This window comes from Pseudomonas acericola (SeqCode), from assembly GCF_053456465.1.
The window spans coordinates 234,107-253,747 of the sequence record NZ_JBRFJB010000003.1; the positions used below are offsets into that span (position 1 = coordinate 234,107).

Here is a 19,641-nt window from a genome sequence, read left to right on the forward strand (position 1 = left end):
GGCGAACTTACAGTGAAAAAAATCCCCCCGACTATTGCGCATCCGGCCTCGGATGAGATCGATCTTTTTGAACTGGCGCATGGGCTCTGGAAACAACGCGTGCTGGTCGTCACGTGCGCAGCCATCGCTGCAATCCTGGGTGTCGGCTACGTGTTGTTTGCGCCTCAGGTGTATCAGGCCAGCAGTGTGCTGAGGGCGGTCGAGCTCAATGAGCTGGACGCGCTCAACCGTTCCGAGGTCTACCCGCTGTCGCCAGCCGATGCATTGAGTAAAGTGGCGTTGCAGTTGGATTCCTATGACACCCGGCTTGGGTTTTTCAAGGCCAATGCCACGCTATTCGAAACGTATCAGCGGCCTGGGCATAGCCAGGAGCGAAGCTTTGACGCGTTTGACCGCAGCCTCATCAGCCAGGTGCTGCCCGATCCGAAAAACAGCACTGCACCCGGCACCTATATACGCCTTGAAATGCAGTACCCCCAAGGCGGCGGCGGAGTGGCGATCCTCAATGGTTTCGTCGATTACGCGATTGCCCGCCAGCGTGAGCGCGTAGCGGCTGATATCAAGGTGATCGTCAACAATCGTCTCACGGAGCTGGGCCGTAAGATCGATGCCGCCCGTGAAAACTATGAGAACGAAAAGTCCACGAAAATCGCCAGGCTGCTGGAGAGTGATGCCATCAAGCGCGGGCAACTGCAGGATGAACTCGGCGCCCTGCACGAGGAGATGCGAAAGGAGCGCTCCCATCGCTTGGCGAGGCTGGCTGAAGCCATTGCCATTGCCCGATCTGTCGGTATCACAAGGCCGACCACGCCCTCGGCAATGGGCGCGTCGGCATTGCGTGGGGCGCACCAGGTGAGGGAGATTTCCCAGCAAACCATCCCGTTGTTTTTCATGGGAACACAAGTGTTGGAAGCTGAGCGTGCGGTGTTGCAGCAACGCAGCAGTGACGACTTCACCAACGAACGCGTCGCCGACATCCACAGAAAGCTACGTTTGTTGGAGGTCAATCGCGAGGTTGACGCACTGAAAGCGCGCGGCAACGAGGACATGTTCCTTCAGGATGTTGAATGGCTCCGCACGGAAACCACCCGGCTGCGTGCGCTCAATCTTGATATGGGCGGGTTGCAGTTGGCGATGATCGACCGCCCGGCCCAAGAGCCATTGGCCCCGATCAAACCCCGCAAGGCGTTCGTGGTGGCGTTGAGCCTGTCAGCTGACCTGATGCTGGGGGTGTTGGTGGCGATGGTGCGATATTTTGCGAGCCTGCGTCGGGGCCATCCGCGAGGACGATATGAGCCTCAATAAGTAGGCTGAGTGGACAGCTTTTCACAATTCTTCGCTAACCTTTGGTTACAACTTGTGGCTAAATAACTGCCAAATGGTCACGCAGCGGCTTGTCACTGAGCCGCCTGCGCTGCCTGTCTGTGAATTGTGATTACAGCTGCTGCTAACCAAACCTCGGCCGTCGTGGGCACGCAGGAGCAGCCTGTTTTCTCCTGACGTGTGACGAAATTCCGTGAAACTTTTTATTGTTGTTCTCTACGTTGCTTCCATTGCGTATGTACACCTGCGTGGTCGGGTGCGCCACACACTGGGCCGCCAATTGAGCGACCACTCCACCTTCCTGGCACCGATCAACTGCTTTCTCTACCTGTTCTCCAAGCTGCCCAGCCGACCCTATCTGGCCCCCAGCGACTTTCCAGACCTCAGCCCACTGCAGGAACACTGGGAAGAAATTCGTCAGGAAGGGCAGAACCTGATGCGTGCCGGCGCGATCAAGCGTTCGGACCAGTACAACGACGTGGGTTTCAACTCGTTCTTCAAGTCAGGCTGGAAGCGCTTCTACCTCAAGTGGTACGGCGACAGCCATCCCTCGGCGATGAAACTGTGCCCACGTACCACTGAATTGGTGCAGGGCATTGGCTCGATCAAGGCGGCAATGTTCGCCGAGCTGCCGCCAGGCTCCAAGCTCGTGCGCCATCGCGACCCCTACGCCGGCTCCTACCGTTACCACCTCGGGTTGGATACGCCCAACGATGCGGCCTGCTACATCAACGTGGATGGCGAGCGCTACGCCTGGCGGGATGGCGAGGCGGTGATGTTTGACGAGACCTACATCCATTACGCCGAAAACGCCACGCAGCAGAACCGCATCATTTTGTTCTGCGATATCGAACGGCCGATGAAATACCGCTGGGCGACGGCCTTCAACCGCTGGTTCAGCCGCAACGTGATGGCGGCGGCGGGCTCGCCGAATGACGCAGGTGACAAGACCGGCGGGCTGAACCGTGCCTTTACCCGGCTGTACAAGATTCGCCTGCGCGGCAAGGCGCTGAAGAAACGCAACCGCACGCGTTACTACCTGGAGAAGTGGGCGATTTTTGCCGCGTTGGCAGCCATTTTCCTGTTGATCTGAAGGTCTCGCAGACAGATCGTGTTACACCTGATGAGAAACTATTTAGTTACCAAAGCCGAACCCTGGGCGTAGCGTGTTATCGAAAGCACGTACTACTCGCCCTTGAGAGGCTTTGTCATGAACAGTTGTGTACGTCACCTGGCCCTGCTGGCACTGGGCGTCTTCATTCTCCCCGCTGCCCAGGCGCAAAACCTGCCGGGCAGCAACGACGCCAACAACAGCCCGATCCACCGGGCCAACCCCAACAGCATGCAGGGCACCCAGCCCAATGCGCCGGCCGTGCGCGGGCCCCAGGTCGGCCCGGCGCCGCGCGTACCTACCCTGGAAAACGGCGGCATCGGCAACCGTTATCCCGAGCGAAACAGCGCCCCCAGCCGCCTGGCCACCGAAACCAAAGCCCCCACTTACGATGCCAACGGCAATCGCCGGTAAGGACTCGCCTAATGCACCTACGTAAAACCCTTCTGGCCGCCCTGTGCGCGACCACCATGCTTCCACTGTCGGCGGTGTACGCCGCTGGCCCCCAACAATTCCCCAGCGAGCAAGGCAGCCTCACGGTCACGCCGGTCGCCCAGGGTCTGGATCATCCATGGGCCGTGGCGTTTCTGCCTGACCGGCAAGGTTTCCTGGTGACGGAACGCCCAGGCCATCTGCGGTTCGTCAGCCCGGACGGCAAGTTGTCGGCGCCACTCAGCGGTGTGCCGCAGGTGTGGGCCAAAGGGCAGGGTGGTTTACTCGATGTGGTGCTGTCGCCGGACTTCAAGCAGGACCGCATGGTGTACCTGTCGTACGCCGAAGGCGGCGGCAAGGGCGGAACCGCCGGTACGGCGGTTGGGCGTGGGCGTTTGGCCGATGACCTCAGCGGTTTGCAGGATTTCAAGGTGATCCTGCGCCAGGAGCCCAAGCTGTCCACTGGCAACCACTTTGGCTCGCGCCTGGCGTTCGACCGTGACGGCTACCTGTTCGTGACGCTGGGCGAAAACAATGATCGCCCGACCGCCCAGGACCTGGACAAATTGCAGGGCAAGGTCGTGCGCATCTACCCGGACGGGCGTGTGCCGGATGACAACCCGTTTGTGGGCCAAACGGGTGTGCGGCCGGAGATCTGGTCCTACGGCCAGCGCAACCCACAAGGCCTGGCGCTAAATCCGTGGAGCGGCACGATCTGGGAAAACGAACACGGGCCTCGTGGCGGCGATGAAATCAACATCATTGAGCGCGGCAAGAACTACGGCTGGCCGTTGGCGACCCACGGCATCAACTATTCGCTCACCCCCATCCCGGAGGCCAAAGGCAAGACGGCAGAGGGCACGGTGCAGCCCCACCATGTCTGGGAGCAGTCCCCCGGCATCAGTGGCATGGCGTTTTATGATGCTGACCGCTTCAAGCCCTGGCAGCACAATGTGTTTATCGGTGCACTCGCCAGCCAGGAGTTGATCCGCTTGCAGTTCGATGGCGACAAGGTGATCCACGAGGAACGGCTGTTGGGCGCTTTGAAAGCGCGCATTCGCGATGTGCGACAGGGGCCGGATGGCTACTTGTACGTGCTGACGGATGAGGATAATGGCGTGTTGTACCGCGTGGGGCTGAATCAGGATTGAGCGGGCAGCCGCAAGCTTGAGGCTTCAAGCTTGCGGCTTCAGGCTAGAGTCCCAGCTCCGATAGCCCCGGATGATCATCCGGGCGCCGGCCCAGCGGCCAGTGGAACTTGCGCTCGCTCGCCTGGATCGGCAGGTCGTTGATGCAGGCAAACCGATTGGCCATCAGGCCGTTTTCGTCGAACTCCCAGTTCTCGTTGCCGTAGGAGCGGAACCAGTTGCCCGAGTCGTCATGCCATTCGTAGGCATAACGCACGGCGATACGGTTGTCGGTGAAGGCCCACAGTTCCTTGATCAGCCGATAGTCCAGCTCCTTGGCCCATTTGCGTGTGAGGAAATCCTTGGCTTGTTCGCGGCCGTGGGCAAATTCGGCGCGGTTGCGCCAGCGGGTGTCCAGCGTATAGGCCAGGGACACCCGTTGTGGGTCGCGGGAGTTCCAGCCGTCTTCGGCCAGGCGCACTTTCTCGATGGCCGATGCGCGGGTAAAGGGCGGCAAGGGCGGGCGTACATCGATGTTGGATGACATTGGCATGCTCCTTAAAACAATAAGGGATTATCGAAAAGTTGCCTGGCCTGTGGGTTCACAGCGCCAATAACGTTCGCGCCATGCATTGCGCATTATCGGCTGCGGTTGAATCACCCATCACCAGGGCAACGGTAATGGCGCCATCGATCAGGATCAGCAGTTGCGCGGCCTGCTGTTGCGGGTCGGGGGTGCCATGTGCGTGACACAGTTCAAGTGCGTACTCGAACAGTTTCTGTTTATGGGCCTTGGCCAACAGGCGCACCGGGTCTTGTGGGTCGCCGGTCTCACCGCTGGTGTTGATAAAGGCACAGCCACGGAAGTCGGCCGAGCCGAACCAGGCCTTGAGGGCGTCGAACAGCGCCAGCAGGCGTTCGCCGCTGCCTTCCTGGCGCTCCACTTCCGTGCGCAGCCATTGCAGCCAGCGCTCGTCGCGGCGCTGCAAGGCGGCAATCACCAACTCGTCTTTGTTGGCGAAGTAACGGTAGATACTTTTTCTCGAGACGCCGGCAGTTTTCACCAGGAAGTCCATGCCGGTGGCAGCGATGCCATGGCGATAGATCAACTTTTCGGTAACGTCGAGGATAATGTCGCGGGTCATGTCGTTCATGTGGTGAACAGTAGAACGATCGTTCTTCTTGGTCAATTAAATTTTTTCCATGCGCCGCAGCAAGACCTGAGCACCCCCATGGTGTAAGCTCGGTGCCTCTTCGGATTCGACCCATTGCGAGCCCTATGCCGTCGTTCTTCAAACGCTCCCTGTTGCCCAAACTGCGCGGTTTCCCCCTCACTCCCGATGCGATTGACGTGCTGTCTGGCGCCGACGCGTATCGCCGCCGCCTGCTGGCCCTGATCCCCCAGGCGACTCGGCGCATCTATATCGTTGCGCTGTACTTGCAGCACGACGAAGCCGGGCAGGAAATCTACGACGCCCTGCACGCCGCCAAGGCTGCGCGCCCGGAGTTGGACATCGTGGTGGTGGTTGACTGGCTGCGCGCCCAACGCGGGCTGATCGGTGCGGGCAAACAACCGGGCAATAGCGCCTGGTACCAAGCCATGACCCAGCGCCACGCCAGTGAAGTGCCGGTGTACGGCGTGCCGGTGCAGACCCGCGAGCTGTTCGGCGTGCTGCATCTCAAGGGCTTTGTGATCGACGACACGGTGCTGTACAGCGGCGCGAGCCTGAACAATGTGTACCTGCACAAGTTCGACAAATACCGCTTCGACCGTTACCACCTGATCCACAACCAGCCGCTGGCCGATTCGATGCAGCATCTGGTGGAGCATGGCCTGGTGGCATCCAAGGCGGTGCATCGCCTGGACCTGCCGAACCCGCCCACCACCCGCAGCCTGCGCAACGACATCGGCGACCTGCGCAGCCGCCTGAAACACGCGGCGTATGACACCACGGCGGGGCAGTTGCCCAATGGTCACCTATCCGTCAGCCCGCTGCTGGGGGTGGGCAAGAATAACCCTTTGAGCCGGGTGATCCTGGAGCTGATCGCCAGTGCCCAGCATCAGCTGACGATCTGCACACCCTATTTCAACCTGCCACTGCCAGTGACCCGCGAGATCAACCGCGCCCTGGCCCGTGGGGTGAAAATCGACATCATCGTCGGCGACAAGACCGCCAACGACTTCTACATCCCGCCCAGCGAGCCGTTCAAGGTGATCGCGGCACTGCCGTACCTGTATGAAATCAGCCTGCGCCGCTTTGCCAAGCGCCACCAGCCGATGCTCGACAGCGGCCAGTTGAACCTGCACCTGTGGCGCGATGGCGACAACACCTATCACCTCAAGGGCATGTGGGTGGACCAGCGCTATACGTTGCTGACGGGCAACAACCTCAACCCACGGGCGTTCCGCCTGGACCTGGAAAACGCCTTGCTGATCGATGATCCCCAAGGCCAATGGCTGGAGCCGCGGCGCACCGAGCTGACGCAGATATTCCAGCACGCCACGCGCATCGAGCGTTACCAGCAATTGCAGACCCTGGTGGATTACCCCGAGGCGGTCGGCAAGTTTCTGCGTCGGGTTAGCCGCGTGCGGATCGAACGGTTGTTATATCGAATCCTATAGCGATCGGCCTGGTGCCGTGCGCGCGCGCGGCACCAGGAAGTGCAATCAGTTCAAGCCCAGCTTGCCACGCAACGTGGACAGATCTTCAGCCAGGGTATTGACCGGACCCACGAGGGCCTTGCGGTCATTTTCCTTGACCTTGTCGTAGGTCTCGAAGCCGCCATCCTTGGTCTTGTACTTGGCCAGGACCTTGTCCACGGTGGCGAAGTTCTTATCGACCTTGGCCAGGAAGGCCTTGTCTTGTTTCTCGATCTGGCCACGGAACAGGTCGACGATTTTCTTCGCGCCGTCGATGTTGCCCTGGAAGTCATACAAATCAGTGTGGCTGTAGCGGTCTTCTTCGCCGGAGATCTTGGTCGCGGCGACTTCTTCCAACAACGCGGCCGCACCGCCGACGACTTTCTCTGGCGGGAAGGTCAGGCCATCCACACGGGTTTTCAGGTCGTTGACGTCGGTGTTGAGCTTGGCGGTGAGTGCCTCCAGGCCTTTGGTGGTGTTCTGCGAGAACAGTGCATATTCGATGCGGTGGAAGCCGGTGAAGTCTTCGGCGGTCACGCCTTTTTCATGGTCGTCCACGCGCGAATCGATGGACGCATCAAGGTCGCTGAACAGCTCGGCGATCGGCTCGATGGACTCGTAATGTACGCGGGTCGTTGGGTAGAGCTTCTTGGCGGTGGCCAGGTCGCCCTTGTTGATCGCATCGGTAAACGCCTGGGTCTGGGTAACCAGTTCACCGATTTCTTCGGTGACGTAGATCTTGTAGTCCGACACCGGGCCTACCAGGTCCAGCGGCGCCGTGGCGGCGAACGCGGCCAGTGGCGAAAGGGTCAGTAGCAACGACAACGCGAGAGTCGACTTCTTCATGGGACGGTTTCCGCTGTGGGGTGGGTTTCAGGTGTTGGCAGTGGTGTGCGGGTGCGTGGCTGCAAGCAGCGTGCGCCCAATGAAATCCGTGGGTCCCGTGACCCCCGGCAAGGTGAAGAAATACCCGCCGCCGACCGGCTTGAGGTATTCCTCCAGGGGCTCGCCGTTGAGCCGGGTTTGCACGCTGATAAAGCCTTTCTCCAGGTCAGCCTGGTAGCAAATGAACAACAGCCCCATGTCCAGCTGACCGTTTTTATTGACGCCGTTGGAGTAGTTGAACGGCCGACGCAAGATCAAGTTGCCCTGGGTGTGCGGCGTGCGCGGGTTGGCCAGGCGGATGTGGGCGTCGAGCTTGGTCAGCTTGCCTTCAGGGTCCTTGCTGTAGTCGGGGACCTGGCTTTCTTGCTGGCCACCCATGGGCGCGCCCGTGGTCTTGACGCGGCCGATGATGCTTTCCTGTTCTTGCAGCGGGGTGCGGTCCCAGCGTTCGACGAAGTTGCGGATGATGCGCACCGCCTGGTAGCTGCCGTGGGCGGCCCAGGCCGGTTCGTCGCTGCTCGGCTGGACCCAGACGATCTGGTCCATGGCCTTGCCGTCGTTGGAATCGGGGTTGGCCGAGCCGTCACGAAAACCGAGGAAGTTGCGCGCGCTCTGCGCCGGCTCACCGGGTTTGCTCGGCGCCTGGGGCGGCACGCTGCCTTCCTGTTTCCAGCGCACCAGCAGCAAGTCGGGCAGGTTTTTCACGATGTCGCGCAGGGCGTGGATATTGGTGTCGGGGGTGTTGGAACAAAATTGCAGGCTCAAGTCGCCATGGCACTGCGCCGGTTCCAGCGCGTCATTGGGAAAGCCGACCATGCGGCTCAGGCGCTTGGGCTTAGCGTGTTCCAGACCGAAGCGCTCATCGAACAGCGACTCGCCGACGGACACGGTGATGGTCAGGTTATCCGGCGTGACCACCGGGCCGAGAATCCCCGAATCGGTGGGCGGCAGCTTTGGGTCGACTTGCGCCACGGCACCGCCGGTCATCAGGAAGCTGATGCGTTCGTTCAAGGTGCGAAACAGCCGCTCCAGGTCTTCGCGGTCGCTGGCCAGCACGTCGAACGCCACCAGCATGCCGCAGGCCGGGCGCGGGGTGACGATGCCGCTTTGGTGCTGGCCGAAGAAGTCGTGATGGTCCTGGGTCTTGTCGCTGCGCGGTGCGGTGGTGACTTGTTCGGCGGCGGCCATGGCCGGGCAGCTCAGGCTGCTGCCGGCCAGCGCGACGCCAGTGGCGGCCATGCCCAGCAGGACACGGCGGCGCTGGAGGTTGGTGTGTGCGGAATCACTCATGTGTGCGGTCGTCTTCACTGCAGGCCGGAAAGGCCAAGGGCGGGATCGATTCCATCGAGTGCGGCGGCCAGAGCCTTGGCCTTGTCGGCGATCTGCTTGCGCTGATCGGCGGTCACGCTGTCGTAGGTGGTGTAACCGTTACTTGTTTTGAATCCAGCGAGTTCACCATCGAAGGCAGCGAGGGCGCTGTCGATCTCTGGCAACAGTTCGGCGGCGGATTTGCCCAGCAGCGGGCGCATCAAGTCGACCACCTTGTGCGCAGCCTCCAGGTTGGCGGCGAAACCATTTAGGTCGATGTGGCTGTAGCGTTCTTCTTCACCGCTGAGGGCGCGCACATCCGCCAGGCTGTTGAGGTTGCGCACCACGATGCTGACCAACTGTTCCGGTGGCAGCGATTGGGCCAGCAACTGTTGCTTGAGCGTGCTGACGTCGGTCAGCAAGCGCTGTGCAATCGGCGCCAGGCCATCGAGGCTGCGCTGCTGGAACAGGCTGTATTCGATGCGGTGGAAGCCGTTGAAGGCCGGGTCCTGCTCGCGTTTTTCAAAGTAGTCGGCGCGGGCGTTGATCGCGTTATCCAGCTCCGCCAGGCGCTGGGATGCCGGGGCGAGGCGCTGGTACGCCTCACGGGCCGGAATGTACAGCGCTTGCGCCTGGGCCAGGTCACCGGCGTCAATGGCCTGCTGCAAGGCGGTCACTGCCTTGACCAGCGCGCTGCCCTGGGCGCTCAGGTACACGCGGAACTCCGACAGCGGGCCGATAAACGCCACCATCGACGGCTTGGCCTTGGCCTGGGCGTCGGACTCCGCCGTCGGCGTCACGTGCAAGGTGCCGCGTGGGTTGCTGAGCAAGCCGCAGGTAATCGCATAGTCGCCCGGCAGCAGGTTGGCGTTGATCACCTGGCTCAGGCCGGGGGCGATGTTCTCCCGTTCTTCGACCACCAGCACGCCGTCGAGGATTTCCCACTCCACCGCACGGTCGGAGCGGTTGATGATACGAAAGCTCGCACGTCCGGCGGGTACGGTCAGCGCATTCGGCTCGCAGGCGTGGCCATGAATGGTCACGGCGATTTCATTGTGGTTGGCCTGGCGCTTGCTCGCGGCCAGTTGCGACGCATAGTAGAACAGGCCACCGGCGGCGATCATCACGACCACCGAGCCCGCCACGGCCCAGCGCAGGGCGCGGGGCGGCAGCGCCGGTTGAGGAGTTGGGTTGGACAAGGGGCGGTCCTTACTGGCTGGAAACGGAAGAGGGATTGGCGACCGGCTTGGCCGGTGTCGCCGGCAGGAAGAACATCACCAGCGCCACCACCAGGTAGATCAGATAGGCGCCCAGGGTGCTCACGGTCGGCGCTTCCTGATAGCCGAACATACCGGCAAGTACCGAGCCCAGCGGGCTGTCCATCGGCAACACGGCGCTGAAATCGAACAGCACGGTTTGCAGGTGGTTCCACACGCCGGCTTCATGCAGGGCCTGCACCGAATTGGCGAGGATGCCGGCAGCCACCACCAGGATGAACAGGCCGGTCCAGCGGAAAAACGCGCCGAGGTTCAGGCGCATGCTGCCGCTGTAGATCAGGAAGCCGACGATGATCGCCAGGATCAAGCCGAGCAGGGCGCCAATCGGCGCGCCCGGGCCTTCGCTTTGCTGGAACACGGCGAGCAGGAAGAACACGGTTTCCAGCCCTTCGCGGGCCACGGCAAAAAACACCATGAGGATCAGCGCCGTCACCTGATGCTTGGAACCGGCCAGCGCATGATCGAGGGATTCATGCAGGGAATGCTTGATGGAACGCGCCACCTTGCGCATCCAGAACACCATGGAGCTGAGGATGGCTACGGCGACCAGTCCGACAACGCCTTCGAACAATTCCTGCTGCTTTTGCGGGAATTCGGCGCTGACCAGCTCCAGGCCACCACCGACCAGCAACGCCAGGGCGGCGGCAAGGAATACACCGACCCACACGGCCGGCATCCACTGGCCACGGCCGGTCTGTTGCAGGTAGCTGGCGATGATGCCAACGATCAATGCGGCTTCAATGCCTTCGCGCAACATGATGAGAAAAGGGACAAGCATTCGGCACCGCATCAGAACTAGATAGGAGGCTAAGTTGTAACATAATGATACTCATTGCTAAACAACAATTCTTGACGTTTGCTGAACAGTGGCTGAACGGTGGTGGCGAAGGGCAACCGCCCTTATGATGCACGCCATCTTGTGTGCCGCCGGAACGCCCAACTGCCCATGTCGGAAAAAGACTCCATCTCCATCCACCTCGTGCGCGAAGCCCTGTTGCAGAGCTGTGCGCCGGGGGCGGCCACGGTTGAAGCGCTGAGCAAAGTCGGGATTGACCCCGCATTGCTGGAACAGCCCGACGCCCGCGTACCGGCCACGGCCTACGCGCGGTTGTGGCGCCTGCTGGCGCGGCGTCACGACGATGAGTTTTTCGGTATGGACCCGCGCCGGCTCAAATCCGGCAGCCTGGCGTTCCTTTGTCACGCTTCGATGGCGCAACCGACGCTCGCTACCGCCTTGGAAACCGCGCTGGGGTTTTTGTCGCTGATGCTGGAGCAAATGCCCGCGCAACTGGTGCGTCAACAGAGCCTGGCGGAGATCGTGGTGACGGAGCCTGCGCCCAAACGCGCGTTCACCTATTTCACCTATTGGATGATCGTGCATGGCGTGGCCTGCTGGCTGGCGGGGCGGCGCATTCCGATCCTGGCGATCGAACTGCGCTGTGCGCAGCCGGACTTTTGCGACGACTACCAGGTGATGTTTTCCGACAACTTACGGTTTGATCGGCCACGCACCCGCATGATCTTTTCCGCCGACTGCCTCGACCTGCCGATCAAGCGCAGCGCCGAAGAACTCAAACGCTTCCTCGCCCATGCCCCCGCCAACATCCTCGTCAAATACCGCGACCCCGACAGCCTCGCCACCCGCATCAAACACGACCTGCGCCACATGCCCCCCGACACGTGGCCGGAAACCGACGGCCTTGCCGCCAGTTTGTGCATCTCCGCCTCAACCCTGCGCCGACGCCTGGCGGAAGAGGGGCAGACGTATCAGGGCCTCAAGGACAGCGTGCGTAAAGAGCTGGCCATTGTCTGGCTGGCTGAACCGCAGATCAGCTTTGCCGAGATTGCCGCACGGTTGGGGTTTGCGGACGCTAGTTCGTTTTATAAGGCGTTTCGTAAATGGGTGGGGTCTAATCCGGGGCATTATCGGAGTTTGATTTTGAATGAAAGTGCCCGGAGTTAGTTGCTCCTGAGCGGGATTAGGATATAGCTGACTCGTTCCATCGAATTAATATGACAGAGCGCTCCTAAATGATTTTAGGACGCGGCTGGCATATTCGCAGCATGAATTCGTGCACAGTAAGCCGTGTGTTTCCTTCTGCCAGTTGCTGTGACTTTAGGTTGCCGCGTAGGAAGCTGGACATACTGTTTAACTGTGAGGGGGTTCTATGGATATATAAACCAATTGATTGGCTTTCTGTGCATATTTGAAAATTAATTTTTGATTTTGAGGTGTGATCATGAAAAGTCTTATTGCGTTGCCGTTTGTTGTGTTGATGGTGATGTCGTCGCAGCTGTTCGCTGCGTGCCTATACATAACGGATAGTTATACGAATATAGTGCCAGGGGGAGCGGAGCAGACGGCCTATGGGCCGTTTACAATAACCTCGGCCAATGGATGTTCTAACGCAAATGTTGAGGCGAGAATTTCCGCCTTGGGAGCAGGCAGAGCACCTGAAGTTTATATTGAGCGAGAAATAGGCGCCTCGTGGAAGCGAGAAACCTTCGGTATAGGTAGCAATGCCTCATACAATGGTCCGCTTGGGACTTATCGAGTACGCGTGAAAAATAACGAGGAACTTCCAAAAGCGTATTCAGGTACGACTCGTTACGGGCGTTAACCTTCTGTAAAGGCCAGTGCGCCAAGGATTACTCGGCGCACTGGTACTTGCGTGCTCCTCAAGCGCGTTCGTCGATTGACAGACTACTGGCGTTTGAATTTATGAAGTAGGCGAGGGCATTGATTGCATGATTCGCATCTATCATGCCCTGCAAGTGGTCCGTGGCTCCTTCACGCTTCGGGATTGCCGGATCGCTTTTGAAATGTGCAATAGTATCTTCAAGTTTTTCGTTGAAAAGGGCGATAGCGTTGAATTTCACGTGAGTGTCCGTTTGATTTCCGTTAGCGTCGGATGCACCATCTCCAGAAATAAACATGCCAAAAGAACGCTGGCTAATTATTTCGTTTTTGTAAAGCATTCGGCCAACGACTTTCAATTCGTCAGTGCTGATTGACGTCATGTCATATTTTTTCAAAAACGCTTTCAGCTCCACAATTTCTTTACTATCGCTAAGTTTTAGCGTCTCTGCGGCTTTGGATGCCTCGGTTATTGTGAATTGATTCGTCACCTGTCCAGGGTTCTTGATCTGGAAAGGATTGGAAGCCTTGGTGTGCCGCATTTGCTCAGCAGTCAACAAAATCGCCATGATGGTGCCCTTCAATAGTTGAAAGTTACATCGGCTTTTCGTCCGGCTCACTGTTTTCTTGAATCAAGGTAAACGACAGTTAGCTATGCGTTTTCAGGTTTAATTGAAGTAAGTCCTGTCAGCGAATACCACGGCAGGCAGGATTACGAAAAAGCCTATAATAATTCTCTAATGATCCTACAGTTATTGCCCTCAATTTTTTAAGACCTTTCCCACAAAAAATCCTCAAAAAAAAGCCCCACGACCAAATGGACCATGGGACTAAAAATTGGCTGGATGCGACCAACCAAAGGAGCGCTTTAAATCAAATCACTTCGCGCTGGCCACCACCGTATCCGGCTGCCAGCCACCCCCCAGTGCTTTGTAGATCGCCACAATCCCGCGATACAAATCCACCTCGGCCTGGGCCTGGGAGTCTTCCGCCGCCAACCGCTCACGCTGCGCGTCCAACAGCACCAGGAAATCCACCGTACCTTCGCGGTAACGAATCGCCGCCAGGTCCGCCGCCGCACGGCTGGATTCACTCTGACGAATCAACGACACCAGCCGCTGTTGCCGCTTGCCGTAGTCACTGAACGCATTCTCGGACTCTTCCAGCGCCAGCAACACTTGTTGCTCATAGGTCGCCAACGCGCCGTCGGCTTCGGCATTTGCACCGCGCAAACGGGCGCGCACGCTGCCCAGGTCAAAGGCGGCCCAGGTGATGCTCGGGCCCAGGGACCAGGCATTCGCCGCGGCCGAGCCGATCTGCGAACCGCGCCCGGCGGTGAAGCCGAGGAAGCCGCTGAGGCTGACCCGTGGGAACAGGTCGGCCTTGGCCACGCCGATGCGCGCGGTGGCGGCGGCCAGTTTGCGTTCGGCGCTGAGGATGTCCGGGCGCCGTTGCAGCAGTTGCCCTGGGTCGCCAATCGGCAGCGCCTTGGCAATCGCCGGCAGGTCTTTCGGGTTCAGGTCCACGCTCAGCTTGTCCGGGCGCTGGCCGAGGAGGGTGGCGATGCGGTTGCGCTCGCGCACTTGCTCGGCTTGCAGTTGCGGCACGCTGGCTTCGACCGCCGCCAGGCGGGCGTCGGCACGTTCTACGTCCAACTGGTCGCCAACCCCGGCATCGCGCAGGCTGACGGTGATGGTGCGCGATTCCTGCTGGTTCTTCAGGTTGTCCAAGGCGATGCGTTCACGCAGTTGCGCGCCGCGCAGTTGACCGTAGGCATCCACCAGTTCGGCAATCATGGTCACTTGCAGTTGGTACAGGTCGGCCTCTGCCACTTGTTGGTCAGCGTCGCTGGCCTCCAGGTTGCGGCGGATGCGCCCGAACAAATCCACTTCCCAGGCCATGTCCAGGCCCAGGTCATAGCGCTCGCTGGTGACGCGCTTGGTGGTCTGGCCCGGAATCTGCCCCTTACCCACATCGCTGCTGGCACGGGAGGTGACCACCGGCATGATGTCGTTGGCCGCATCATCACGGATCGCACGGGCGGCGCGCAGGCGGGCAAACGCCACGCGCAGGTCGCGGTTACCGCTCAACGACTGGGTCACCAGTTGGTTGAGGGTCGGGTCCTCGAACTGCTGCCACCAGATGCCTTCGTACTTGGCGTGGTCGTAGCTCTTGGTGTCGGCGGCGGCCGTGATATTGGCCGCCTCCAGGTTCTCGGTTTTGTAGTCCGGGCCCACGGCACAGGCGCTCAGCGCCAGTACCAGCAAGCTCGGCAGGAATACTTTCACGCTCATTGCTGTGTCTCCAGCTTCAAGGCCTTGGCCGCTTTGCGCGCTTCCTGGCGCTCCACATAGCGACGGATCAGTACGTAGAACACTGGCGTCAGCAACAGACCGAAGAAGGTCACGCCGATCATTCCGGAGAACACCGCCACACCCATGGCATGACGCATCTCGGCACCGGCACCGCTGGACAACACCAGTGGCACCACACCCATGATGAACGCGAACGAGGTCATCAGGATCGGCCGCAGACGCAGACGGCACGCCTCCAGCACCGCAGCCAGCGGGTCAAGACCCTCCGCCTGTTTATCCTTGGCAAACTCGACGATCAGAATCGCGTTCTTGCACGCCAGGCCCACCAGTACGATCAGGCCGATCTGGGTGAATATGTTGTTGTCGCCGCCGGAGATAATCACCCCGGTGATGGCCGACAGCAGGGTCATCGGTACGATCAGGATCACCGCCAGCGGCAGGCTCCAGCTTTCGTATTGGGCCGCCAGTACCAGAAACGCCAGCAGCACACACAGCGGGAACACGAACAGTGCAGTGTTGCCCGAGAGGATTTGCTGATACGTCAGGTCAGTCCACTCGTAGGTCATGCCGTTGGGCAGTTCTTCTTTCAGCAGTTTCTCGATCGCCGCTTCCGCCTGGCCCGAGCTGTAGCCCGGTGCAGCGTTGCCGTTGATCTCGGCGGTGATAAAGCCGTTGTAGTGCATCACGCGGTCCGGGCCCGAGGTGTCGCTGACCTTGATAAAGGTCGCCAGCGGGATCATCTCGCCTTTGTTGTTGCGTACTTTCAGCTGGCCGATCTGGTCTTCGTCGAGGCGGAACTGCTGCTCAGCCTGCACGTTGACCTGGTAGGTACGGCCAAAGCGGTTGAAGTCGTTGGCATACAACGAACCCAGGTAGATCTGCAGGGTGTCGAAGATGTCGCTGATCGCCACGCCGTGGGTCTTGGCCTTTTCGCGGTCGATGGCAGCATCGACCTGGGGCACGTTGACCGTGTAGCTGGTGAACAGGCCGAACAGTTCCGGCACGTTGTGGCTCTTGGTGATGACGTTCTGCACTTCTTTGTACAGCTCGTCGTAACCCAGGTTGCCACGGTCTTCGATCTGCAGGCGGAAGCCGCCAATCGTACCCAGGCCCTGTACCGGCGGCGGTGGGAAGATCGCCATGTAGGCTTCCTGGATGTCGCTGTACTTGCCGTTCAACGCACCGGCAATTGCACCGGCCGACATGCTTGGGTCTTTACGCTCATCGAACGGCTTCAAGGTGACGAACACGATGCCGCTGTTCGGGCTGTTGGTGAAACCGTTGATCGACAGACCCGGGAAAGCTACCGCTGCTTCCACGCCCGGCTGCTTGAGGGCGATGTCGGACATGCGCTTGATCACATCTTCGGTACGGTCCAGGCTCGCGGCGTCCGGCAGTTGGGCGAAGGCCACCAGGTATTGCTTGTCCTGGGCCGGTACGAAACCGGTCGGGGTGTGGGCAAAACCGAACCAGGTCAGCACCATCAGGCCGGCGTACAGGAACAGGGCGATGCCGCTGCCGCGAATCACTCGGCGTACGGTGCCGACGTAACCGTGGCTGGCTTTCTCGAAGAAGCGGTTGAACGGTTTGAACAACCAGCCGCCCAGCAGTTTGTCGAGCACCTTGGAGAAACGGTCTTTCGGGGCGTTGTGGCTCTTGAGCAACACGGCGGCGAGGGCCGGCGACAAGGTCAGCGAGTTGAACGCCGAGATCACGGTCGAGATCGCAATGGTCAAGGCGAACTGCTTGTAGAACTGCCCGGTCAAGCCGCTGATAAACGCAGCCGGAATGAACACCGCACACAGCACCAGCGCCGTGGCAATGATCGGGCCGGTCACTTCGCTCATGGCTTTTTCAGTGGCCGGGAATGGTTCCAGGCCCAGCTCGATGTTCCGTTCGACGTTCTCCACCACCACGATGGCGTCGTCCACCACGATACCGATCGCCAGTACCAGGCCGAACAGCGACAGGGCGTTGAGCGAGAAGCCAAACAGGTGCATCACCGCAAACGTACCGATCAACGATACCGGCACCGCCACCAACGGAATGATCGAGGCGCGCCAGGTTTGCAGGAACAGAATCACCACCAGAACCACCAGGATCAGCGCTTCGAACAGCGTGTGCACCACCGCTTCGATGGAGCCACGCACGAAGATGGTCGGGTCATAGACGATGCTGTAGTCCATGCCCTGCGGGAAGCTCTTCTTCAGCTCTTCCATCTTGCCGCGCACTTCGTTGGAGATCTCGATCGCGTTGGAACCCGGACGCTGGAAGATCGGGATCGCCACCGCCGGCTGGTTGTTCAGCAACGAACGCAGGGCGTATTGGCTGGAACCCAGCTCGACCCGTGCGATGTCTTTCAAACGGGTGATCTCACCGTTATCGCCGGAGCGAATGATGATGTTCTCGAACTCTTCTTCCGTCACCAGACGGCCTTGAGTGTTCACCGACAACTGGAAGCTGGTGGCATTCGGCGCAGGTTGCGCACCCAAGGCACCGGCTGCCACTTGGCGGTTCTGCTCGCGGATCGCGGTGACTACATCAGTCGCGGTCAAGTTGCGCGAAGCGGTCTTGTTCGGGTCCAGCCACACACGCAGGGAATAGTCGCCCATGCCGAACAGCTGCACGTCACCCACGCCGCCCAGGCGCGCCAACTCATCCTTGACGTTGAGCAAGGCATAGTTGGACAGGTAGAGCATGTCGTAGCGCTGATCCGGGGAGGTCAAGTGCACCACCATGGTCAGGTCGGGGGAGGCCTTGTCCACGGTGATACCGATGCGCGTCACTTCCTCAGGCAGTTTCGGCTGAGTCCGCGTCACCCGGTTTTGCACCTGCACCTGCGCGTTGTCCAGGTCGGTGCCCAGGGCGAAGGTGATGGTCAGGGTCAGCTTGCCGTCGGCGGTGGATTGCGAGGACATGTACAGCATGTTCTCGACACCGGTGATGGCTTGCTCCAGCGGCGCAGCCACGGTTTCACCGATGACCTTGGGGTTGGCGCCGGGGAAGTTGGCACGCACCACCACGGTCGGCGGTACCACTTCCGGGTATTCGCTGATCGGCAGCTGGAACAGCGAGATTGCACCGGCGATCAAAATCAGCAGTGAAAGCACTGCTGCGAAGATCGGCCGCGAAATGAAGAACTTGGAAAAATTCATCTTGAGTCGTATCCCTTAACCGCGTGGAGTCGCAACGGCTGCGAGCTTGGGCGCGGTTTTTTCCGGCGCCACTTGCTCCAGGTTGCTGGCTTCAAGCGCTTGTCGTTGTTGGGCCAAGGCGGCGAGGGTTTCCTTGCTGGCCATCGGGATGGTTTCCGGGGCGACCGGCGAGCCTGGGCGGATGCGCTGCAAGCCTTTGACGACGATGGTGTCGTCCTTGCCCAGGCCACTGCGCACGATGCGCAAGCCTTCGATTTTCGGCCCCAGTTCCACCGAGCGATACGCCGGCTTATCGCCTTCCATCACCAGCACGAATTTCTTGCCCAGGTCAGTGCCGACGGCTTCGTCATTGATCAACACGGCGGAGTAGGTGCCGCTGCCGACCAGCTTCAAGCGCGCGTACAGGCCCGGGGTGTAGCGACCGTCCGTGTTGTCGAACACCGCACGCCCACGGATGGTGCCGGTGGCTGGGTTGACCTGGTTGTCGACGAAGTTCATCTGGCCCTGGTGCGGGTTGCCGGTTTCGTTGGACAGGCCCAGGTACACAGGAGTGGTCGCACCGCGACGGCCTTGGCGGGCCAGTTCGGTGTACTTGAGGAACACGCGCTCATCGGCGTCGAAGTAGGCGTAGACCTTGTCGGTGGAGACCACGCTGGTCAGCGCGGTGACGTCGGCGGTCACCAGGTTGCCGGCGGTGATTTCGGCACGGCTGACGCGGCCGCTGATCGGCGAAGTCACGCGGGTGAAACTCAGGTTCAGCTTGGCCAGGTCCAACTGCGCCTGGATCCCGGCGACAGCGGCGCGGGCTTCCTGGGCGGCGGTGGTGCGCGAGTCGGCCAGTTCGGCGGAGATCGCATTGCTCTGGCGCAGGCGTTCACCGCGTTGCGCTTCGTTGTCGCTGCGGCTGGCGGCGGCACGGGTTTGTTGCAGCTGGGCTTCGAGGCGGCGCACTTCAGCCTGGAACGGACGCGGGTCGATCTGGAACAGCAGGTCGCCTTTCTTCACCAGCGCACCTTCGATGAAGGCCACCTGATCGATCTGGCCCGACACCCGCGGACGGATCTGCACCGTCTCCGGCGCTTCCAGGCGGCCGGTGAATTCATCCCACTCGTTGACCGGTTGTTCCAGCACCTTGGCCACGCTGACTTTGGCAGCTGGCATGGCGGCCGCTTGTTCCGGGGGCTTGCCGCACGCGCTCATCACCACCACGGCCAGGATCGCCAGGGGGAAGCGCAAATGTTTGAGTGACTGTTCCATGAGGTGCATCCGCCAATGTATTTGAGATGGGCGGATCATGCGCGGCGGGGTGCTATGTCACGAATCGAATGAAGCAAAGGTAACTATCATTCGGAATGATATAAGCGGCGGGAAAGCCCTCTAGGATGGGGGTTTCGTTAGGGGGCTATCAATGTCGTTGATAACAAAGGAC

Annotated in this window: 16 protein-coding genes; 6 read left to right on the forward strand and 10 right to left on the reverse strand. The window is 60.3% G+C overall.

Annotation, left to right across the window (positions count from 1 at the left end; all coding sequences use genetic code 11):
- Positions 1-12 precede the first annotated feature (12 nt).
- The 4 genes from ACU688_RS13195 (at position 13) to ACU688_RS13210 (ending at position 4,017) form a co-directional block, all read left to right on the forward strand.
- Positions 13-1,305 carry a Wzz/FepE/Etk N-terminal domain-containing protein gene (locus ACU688_RS13195; protein ID WP_448185064.1) on the forward strand — a complete coding sequence of 431 codons (1,293 nt, stop codon included), beginning with the start codon at positions 13-15 and terminating at the stop codon, positions 1,303-1,305.
- A gap of 211 nt (positions 1,306-1,516) precedes the next feature.
- Positions 1,517-2,416 (forward strand): lipid A hydroxylase LpxO, encoded by a 900-nt coding sequence (lpxO, locus tag ACU688_RS13200; RefSeq protein ID WP_448185065.1) that lies wholly within the window; start codon positions 1,517-1,519, stop codon positions 2,414-2,416.
- A gap of 117 nt (positions 2,417-2,533) precedes the next feature.
- Positions 2,534-2,848 (forward strand): hypothetical protein, encoded by a 315-nt coding sequence (locus ACU688_RS13205; RefSeq protein WP_448185066.1) that lies wholly within the window; start codon positions 2,534-2,536, stop codon positions 2,846-2,848.
- Between the two features lie 11 nt (positions 2,849-2,859).
- Complete coding sequence (locus tag ACU688_RS13210) at positions 2,860-4,017, forward strand: PQQ-dependent sugar dehydrogenase (protein WP_448185067.1); 1,158 nt, start codon at positions 2,860-2,862, stop codon at positions 4,015-4,017.
- Positions 4,018-4,060: 43 nt separating this feature from the next.
- Here ACU688_RS13210 and ACU688_RS13215 read toward each other — a convergent pair whose 3' ends face one another.
- Positions 4,061-4,540, reverse strand: coding sequence for a nuclear transport factor 2 family protein (locus ACU688_RS13215; RefSeq protein WP_124524506.1), 480 nt, complete (start codon positions 4,538-4,540; stop codon positions 4,061-4,063).
- 55 nt (positions 4,541-4,595) lie between these two features.
- Positions 4,596-5,147, reverse strand: a complete 552-nt coding sequence (locus tag ACU688_RS13220; RefSeq protein WP_448185584.1) for a TetR/AcrR family transcriptional regulator — start codon at positions 5,145-5,147, stop codon at positions 4,596-4,598.
- Positions 5,148-5,272: 125 nt separating this feature from the next.
- On the opposite strand from ACU688_RS13220, the gene pssA reads away from it, so the two are divergent.
- Positions 5,273-6,616: a CDP-diacylglycerol--serine O-phosphatidyltransferase gene (gene pssA / locus ACU688_RS13225; RefSeq protein ID WP_448185068.1), complete on the forward strand. Its 1,344-nt coding sequence runs from the start codon at positions 5,273-5,275 to the stop codon at positions 6,614-6,616.
- Positions 6,617-6,661: 45 nt separating this feature from the next.
- Here the strand turns inward: pssA and efeO (ACU688_RS13230) are convergent, their stop codons facing one another.
- Genes efeO (ACU688_RS13230) through efeU form a run of 4 tightly spaced genes read right to left on the reverse strand, consistent with a single transcriptional unit; the run spans position 6,662 to position 10,882 of the window.
- Complete coding sequence (efeO, locus tag ACU688_RS13230; protein WP_448185069.1) at positions 6,662-7,480, reverse strand: iron uptake system protein EfeO; 819 nt, start codon at positions 7,478-7,480, stop codon at positions 6,662-6,664.
- A gap of 27 nt (positions 7,481-7,507) precedes the next feature.
- On the reverse strand, positions 7,508-8,827 hold the full coding sequence (efeB, locus tag ACU688_RS13235) for an iron uptake transporter deferrochelatase/peroxidase subunit (protein ID WP_448185070.1): 1,320 nt from the start codon (positions 8,825-8,827) through the stop codon (positions 7,508-7,510).
- Positions 8,824-10,026 (reverse strand): iron uptake system protein EfeO, encoded by a 1,203-nt coding sequence (gene efeO, locus ACU688_RS13240; protein WP_448185071.1) that lies wholly within the window; start codon positions 10,024-10,026, stop codon positions 8,824-8,826. The genes efeB and efeO (ACU688_RS13240) overlap by 4 nt, the downstream gene beginning before the upstream one ends.
- A gap of 10 nt (positions 10,027-10,036) precedes the next feature.
- Positions 10,037-10,882: an iron uptake transporter permease EfeU gene (efeU, locus tag ACU688_RS13245; protein WP_448185072.1), complete on the reverse strand. Its 846-nt coding sequence runs from the start codon at positions 10,880-10,882 to the stop codon at positions 10,037-10,039.
- 168 nt (positions 10,883-11,050) lie between these two features.
- Here efeU and ACU688_RS13250 point away from each other — a divergent pair, with 168 nt between their 5' ends.
- Entirely contained in the window at positions 11,051-12,067 is a 1,017-nt protein-coding gene (locus ACU688_RS13250; protein ID WP_448185073.1) for an AraC family transcriptional regulator, read from the forward strand.
- A gap of 716 nt (positions 12,068-12,783) precedes the next feature.
- Here the strand turns inward: ACU688_RS13250 and ACU688_RS13255 are convergent.
- The 4 genes from ACU688_RS13255 to mexE form a co-directional block, all read right to left on the reverse strand.
- Positions 12,784-13,311: a hypothetical protein gene (locus ACU688_RS13255; RefSeq protein ID WP_448185074.1), complete on the reverse strand. Its 528-nt coding sequence runs from the start codon at positions 13,309-13,311 to the stop codon at positions 12,784-12,786.
- A gap of 309 nt (positions 13,312-13,620) precedes the next feature.
- Positions 13,621-15,036: an efflux transporter outer membrane subunit gene (locus tag ACU688_RS13260; protein ID WP_448185075.1), complete on the reverse strand. Its 1,416-nt coding sequence runs from the start codon at positions 15,034-15,036 to the stop codon at positions 13,621-13,623.
- Complete coding sequence (locus ACU688_RS13265) at positions 15,033-18,212, reverse strand: efflux RND transporter permease subunit (protein WP_017739370.1); 3,180 nt, start codon at positions 18,210-18,212, stop codon at positions 15,033-15,035. Before ACU688_RS13265 ends, ACU688_RS13260 begins: the two co-directional genes overlap by 4 nt.
- A 15-nt stretch (positions 18,213-18,227) precedes the next feature.
- The gene (mexE, locus tag ACU688_RS13270; protein WP_448185076.1) at positions 18,228-19,469 is read right to left on the reverse strand and encodes a multidrug efflux RND transporter periplasmic adaptor subunit MexE; all 1,242 of its coding nucleotides are present in this window, start codon (positions 19,467-19,469) and stop codon (positions 18,228-18,230) included.
- Between the last annotated feature and the right edge of the window lie 172 nt (positions 19,470-19,641).